The sequence below is a fragment of the Nonomuraea sp. NPDC005730 genome (genome assembly GCF_040630865.1).
Taxonomy (GTDB): domain Bacteria; phylum Actinomycetota; class Actinomycetes; order Streptosporangiales; family Streptosporangiaceae; genus Nonomuraea.
Genome location: NZ_JBEXYK010000127.1, coordinates 1 through 6,103, shown reverse-complemented (window position 1 = coordinate 6,103; position 6,103 = coordinate 1). Strand labels below are relative to the sequence as shown.

Genomic DNA, 6,103 nt, shown 5'->3' with positions numbered 1-6,103 from the left:
CCACCGACCTTCAACTGCATCTCCTGGACCTTCTCGACATCGATCCACGAGACATCCGCTGAAGATCACTCACGTGCGGAAAACGGGGCTAGCGGGCCAGAGCCCGGCCGCGGCGGATGCGGATGAACACGGTGCAGAACATGGAACACATGCCGCCGACAGTAGGCCGGGCAGCGTCACCAGGGCAAACGATTAATGTGATGCGCGGGCAGGCCCGGTTCGTCACCCTTGGACGCATGCAGGCAACGGTCACCGTCACCCCGGCGCAGCTTCCGGAGGTGCTGCTGCACGTCGCCGTGGTCCGCCCGGTCTTCCTGTGGGGCGCGCCCGGCATCGGCAAGAGCTCGCTGGTACGCGAGTTCGCCGGCTCGCTCGGTCTCGACTGCGTGACCCTGCTCGGCACCCAGCTCGCCCCCGAGGACCTGATCGGCGTGCCCGAGCTGGTCGGCGGGCGCAGCCGGTTCGCGCCGCCGGAGTCCATCGCCCGCGACGAGCCCTACTGCCTGTTCCTCGACGAGCTCAACGCCTCCGCGCCCGAGGTGCAGAAGGCGTTCTACTCGCTGATCCTCGACCGCCGCATCGGCACGTACGAGCTGCCCGCCGGGTCGGTCGTGATCGGCGCCGGCAACCGGGCCACCGACAACGCGCTGGCCCGCCCGATGGCTTCGGCCCTGATCAACCGCCTGGTCCACGTGCACCTGCGCGCCTCGGCCGACGACTGGCTGAAGTGGGCGGCGGCCGCCGCCATCCACCCCTGGATCGTCGACTACCTCGCCCAGCGCCCCGACCACCTGTGGAGCCCGCCGCCCAAGACCGAGGAGCCGTTCTCCTCGCCGCGCGCCTGGCACATGCTCTCCGACGTGCTCACCTCCTACGGCGACGACGTCGGCGACGAGACCCTCGCGATGCTCGCCTTCGGCACCCTCACCACCGCCCACGCCTCCGCCTTCCGCGCCTACGTCAAGACCGTCCGGCACGCCTACGACCTCGACGCCGTGCTCAAGGGCGAGGCGCCCTGGCCGCGCCGCCCCGAGGAGCGCGACCTGCTCTACTTCCTGGCCGAGACCTTCCGCGCCCGCCTGATCAAGGAGCTGCCCGCCGACAAGCGCGGCGCCTCGGCCCGCGGCCGCGACCTCGGCTTCCGCGCCAAGACACTGCTCGTCGAGCTGGCCGAGATCTCCCTCGAATGCGCCCAGCTCGTCATCGCCAACGACGCCGACGGCGCGCCCGCGCTGCCCACCTGGTTCCTCGTCGAGATCGGCAGAGACGTGCCCCGGCTCATGGCGGCCCGCGCGTGAGCCGCCGCAAGCCCAAGGCCGACCCCTGGCGGGCCGAGGTCATGAACGGCTGGGCCGCCGTCAACCGCCACCCGCTGTTCGCCGGCCTGCACGGCACCCTGCTGGAGGCGGCCGACGGCCGGCTGCCGCCCGAGACGTGGGCCGTCGTCGCCGACGACGGCGACGTCACCTTCCACCCCAAGCGCCGCGCCCCCGCCGCGGAGTGGGCATGGGTCTTCGCCCACCTGCTGCTCCACCTGGGCTTCGGCCACGCCGACCCGCGCGTCTGCGCCCCCAAGGACGTCGACGGCGATCTGCCCGACCCCGCCTACCACGCCGCCTGCTGCGTGGCGGTCGACCGTTTCCTGCGCACCGTCAAGATCGGACACTGCCCCGCGCCGCTGCCCGACGAGCTGCCCGAGGAGGACGAGGTGACGCTCTCCGAACGGTGGCGCAGGGTCGGCGTCCCGCCTCGGTTCCAGCCGCTCGGCCCGGCCGACTTCCACATCGGCACCGAGGAGGACGCCGAGCACTTCGACTTCCAGCGCGGCTTCGCGATCGGCGTCGCCTGGTCCGCCACGTCCGCGCTCGACCGGGCCGGCGCGCCGCGCACCCCCGTCGAAGGCCACGTCAAGGGCCCCTGGGACGACGCGCTGCGCTGGTTCATGTCGTCGTACCCGCTGCTCGGCGCGCTGGCCGCGGGCATGAAGATCGTCTCCGACGCCGAGCTGGCCAGGGCCTGGGACATCTCGATCGCCGCCGTCAGCGCCGAGGCGGCCGAGATCTACGTCAACCCGCTGGCCACGCACACCGAGCCCGAATGGCGTTTCGTGCTCGCCCACGAGATGCTGCACGCCGCCCTGCGGCACGGCGAACGGGCCGGCATGCGCGACCCGTACCTGTGGAACGTCGCCTGCGACTACGTGATCAACGGCTGGCTGGTCGAGATGGGCGTCGGCGAGATGCCCGAAGGACTGCTGTTCGACCAGTCGCTCAGCACTATGTCCGCCGAGGCCGTCTACGACCAGATCGCCGGCGACCTGCGGCGCATGCGCAAGCTGGGCACCCTGCGCGGCCGGGGCATGGGCGACGTGCTCGACCGCCCGGCCCGCCAGGCCCGCGGCTACGTCGACCTCGACGACTACTACCGCAACGCCCTGTGCACCGGCCTGGCCTACCACCAGTCCAGCGGACGCGGCCTGCTGCCCGCCGGGCTCGAACAGGAGATCCGCGCGCTCGAACAGCCGCCCCTGCCCTGGGACGCCCAGCTCGCCCGCTGGTTCGACGAGCACTTCCGGCCCGAGGAGTCGCGCCGCTCGTACGCCCGCGCCTCCCGCCGCCAGGCCGCCAGCCCCGGCATCCCGCGCCCCGGCCGGGTACGGCCCGAGGAGGTCGTACGCAGGAAGACGTTCGGCGTCGTCCTCGACACCTCCGGCTCCATGGACGTCAAGCTGCTCGGCAAGGCCCTCGGCGCCATCGCCTCCTACGCCGCCGCCCGCGACGTGCCCCGGGCCAGGGTCGTCTTCTGCGACGCCACGGCCTACGACGCCGGCTACCTGCCGGTCGAGGAGATCGCCGGCCGGGTCAGGGTGCGCGGCCGCGGCGGCACGATCCTCCAGCCCGGCGTCAAGCTGCTCGAACGTGCCGACGACTTCCCACCCGACGGCCCCATCCTGCTGATCACCGACGGGCAGTGCGACGTGCTGCGCATCCGCCGCGAGCACGCCTTCCTGGTGCCCCAGGGCGCGCCGCTGCCCTTCCGGCCGCGCGGCCCGGTCTTCTTCATGAAGTGACCCCGGACGCGTCCGATTCCGACAAGAGCCGTCCGCGCCCCCGACGGTAGCCTCGCCGGACACGGCCCTCTCCACGAAAGCGCGGACATGGACACACTCGACCGAGCAGCACAGTTCCTGCGACTCCACGGCAGGCTCATCGACAGACTGAGGTTCGAGGCCCTGTTCGCGGACGGCTCCCGCACCCGCGTGCTCGACGCCCTGCGCTGCTACCAGAACGCCGACGGCGGCTTCGGCAACGCCCTGGAGCCCGACCTGCGCGGCGCCGCCAGCCAGCCGCAACCGGTCGAGGTCGCCTTCTGGATCCTCGACGAGCTCGACGCCTTCGACTCGCCGATGGTCGCCGCCGCCTGCGACTACCTGGCGGGCATCACGGCCGCCGGGGGCGGGGTGCCGTTCGTGCTGCCGTCCGTCCGCGACACGCCGCGCGCGCCCTGGTGGCAGACCTCCGACGACCCGCCCGGCGACCTCAACCCCACCGCCGTGCTCGCCGGGCTGCTGCACAAGCACGGCGTCACCCACCCCTGGCTCGGGCCCGCCACCGACTTCTGCTGGTCGCGCATCGCCGGGCTCACGCGGACCACTCCGTACGAGGCCCGCGCCCTGCTCGTGTTCCTCGAACACGTCCCCGACCGGGACCGCGCGCAGGCCGAGTTCGCCCGGCTGCGCGAGGCCGTCCTGGCCACGGTCACCTTCGACCCGCACGCCGAGGGCGCGGTCCACCACCCCCTCGACTTCGCACCCGCGCCGTCGGCCCTGCCCCTCTTCGACGCCGCCACCCTCGACACCCACCTGGACGCCATGGCCGCCGCCCAGTCCCCGGAAGGCGGCTGGCAGCCGAACTGGAACGCCTGGACCCCGCTGGTCGCGCACGAATGGGCGGGCTACCTGACCGTGGCGCACCTGAAGACCCTGCACGCGTACGGCCGCCTGCCCGCCTGAACGGATTCTGTCGGCGGGGTCGCGTACGTTGGAGGCATGTACGCGGAACGGCACCCGGGCGACGCTCTCGCCGGCCGTGTCGCCTGCGTGTGGCACCAGGTCAGCGAGGGCGACACCACGCAGCTCGTGGTGCCCGACGCCTGCGTCGACCTCATCTGGGGCCCCGGCGGCCTCTTCGTGGCCGGCCCCGACACCGGCCCGGTGCCGACCTCGATGGCGCCGGGCGACGCCTACGTCGGCATCCGGTTCAAGCCCGGCGCGGCGGGTGCCGTCTTCGGCGTCCCGATCCACGAGCTGCGCGACCGCCGTGTCCCGCTCGCCGCCCTGCCCGCCCTCACCGTCACGTCCCGCCTGCTGTCCGACGCGACGCCCGCGCCCGACATGCCGGCGCGGCTCGCGGCCATGCGCGCCGCCGTCCTGACCCGCCTGCGTGAGACCCCCGCCCCCGACCGTGCCGCGCCCGCCATCGCCGGGGCGCTGCGCATGGGCCGCAGCGTGCGCGACGTCGCCTGGTCCATCGGTCTCAGCGAACGCCAGCTCCACCGCCGCAGCGTCGCCTCCTTCGGCTACTCGCCCAAGACCCTCCAGCGCATCGTCCGCTTCCAGCGCGCGCTCACCCTGGCCCGCGCGGGCGTCCCAGCGGCGGAGGCGGCGGTCCGCGCCGGCTACGCCGACCAGGCCCACCTGTCCCACGACGTGAAGCGGCTGAGCGGCGTCCCGCTGGGCCGTCTGCTCTCACCCGTCCGGCATCTTCCCTGACACCAGCGCCTGCGCCCACTTCGCGCTCGGGTCGCTGTCGATCAGCACCGCCCGCGCCAGCAGGCTGAGCGGGATCGCCAGGATCGCGCCGAGCGGCCCCAGCATGAACGTCCACACGATCAGCGACAGGAACGTCATCGTGGTCGAGAGCCCCACCGCGTCCCCCAGGAACTTCGGCATGATGAACGACTGCGTGACCACGTTGATGACGATGTAGGCCACGACGACCAGCACCATCGTCTTGACGCCGCCGTGCAGGAGCGCCAGCAGGGCGGGCGGCAGCAGCCCGATGACGAACCCGATGTTCGGGATGTAGTTGGCGATCAACGCCAGCACCCCCCACAACAGCGGCAACGGCACGTCCAGCAACGACAGCACGATGACGTCGAGAACCGCGTCGATCAGCCCGAAGACGGTCGAGACGATGAGATACCGCCGCGTCTTGTGCGCGAACGTCGCCAGCGCCGTCACCAGCTGCGGCCGGTTCCCCTCGCCGGTGGTGAGGATCCGCGCCGTCACCGGCGCGTCGAGGCACATCGCCAGCAACAGCACAACGATCAGGAACAGGCTCGACAACACGCCGATCAGGCTCCCGAGCAGGCTCTGCGCCAGCCCCAGCATCCGGCCGGGATCGAACGCCTGCACCGCCTTGGCCAGAACGTCGTTGCCCAGACCGTGGGTGCTGGCCCAGTGTTGCGACGCCGCCAGCAGCTCCTCGAACTGTTTGGCGTACGTCGGCAGCAACGAGGCGAGCTGAGTGACGGAGATCGTCAGGATCCCCACCATGCCGAGCAGCACCAGCACCACGATCAGGAACGGCACGGCCACCTGCACCCAGATGGGCGCCCGCCGCGCCGTCAGCCAGTTACGCACCGGCGCCACGGCGATGACCAGCACGAGCGCCAGTACGACGGGCCCGACGATGGAATTCACCTCGCGCAGCCCGAACAGGGCGATCACCGCGCCGGCGATGCCCACCAGGAGGATGAGTGCTCTCGGCACGGATTGATCTCGCACGCCGGAATACCTACCCACCATGCCTTGCCGACGTGTGGCGGGCCGCCGATTTGACGGTTCTGGGGACCGTACATAGAGTTCACCAGTCCCACGAGGAAGGCGTTGATCGCCGACCTCACTCGGGGGCCACCTCCAGACACTGCCACTCCGGCGGACGTCCGCGTCCAACGGAAGGTCGATTCGACAAGAGTCAGACTTGGGAGTAAGTTAGAGGGGTTGCCCCGGAAGCGGGGCGCGACTTAATTCCAGCAGGTCGAGCAAGTCCGGTCAATTTGACAGAGACTTGAACGGCTGAAAGAATTAAGACACAACGAA

5 protein-coding genes are annotated in these 6,103 nt (G+C 71.5%); 4 read left to right on the top strand and 1 reads right to left on the bottom strand.

Annotated features, from left to right (window positions below):
* Positions 1-236 precede the first annotated feature (236 nt).
* The 4 genes from ABZ444_RS51180 to ABZ444_RS51165 all read left to right on the top strand — a co-directional run bounded on the left by ABZ444_RS51180 (position 237) and on the right by ABZ444_RS51165 (position 4,771).
* The gene (locus ABZ444_RS51180; RefSeq protein WP_358012635.1) at positions 237-1,298 is read left to right on the top strand and encodes a MoxR family ATPase; all 1,062 of its coding nucleotides are present in this window, start codon (positions 237-239) and stop codon (positions 1,296-1,298) included.
* Complete coding sequence (locus tag ABZ444_RS51175) at positions 1,295-3,070, top strand: hypothetical protein (RefSeq protein ID WP_358012633.1); 1,776 nt, start codon at positions 1,295-1,297, stop codon at positions 3,068-3,070. Before ABZ444_RS51180 ends, ABZ444_RS51175 begins: the two co-directional genes overlap by 4 nt.
* 87 nt (positions 3,071-3,157) lie before the next feature.
* Entirely contained in the window at positions 3,158-4,012 is an 855-nt protein-coding gene (locus tag ABZ444_RS51170; RefSeq protein WP_358012631.1) for a hypothetical protein, read from the top strand.
* A gap of 36 nt (positions 4,013-4,048) precedes the next feature.
* Positions 4,049-4,771, top strand: a complete 723-nt coding sequence (locus ABZ444_RS51165; protein WP_358012629.1) for a DUF6597 domain-containing transcriptional factor — start codon at positions 4,049-4,051, stop codon at positions 4,769-4,771.
* On the opposite strand, the gene ABZ444_RS51160 is transcribed toward ABZ444_RS51165, so the two are convergent.
* A complete protein-coding gene (locus ABZ444_RS51160) occupies positions 4,748-5,773 on the bottom strand; it encodes an AI-2E family transporter (RefSeq protein ID WP_357984373.1) in 1,026 nt (341 codons plus the stop codon). The genes ABZ444_RS51165 and ABZ444_RS51160 overlap by 24 nt on opposite strands.
* Positions 5,774-6,103: the final 330 nt, after the last annotated feature.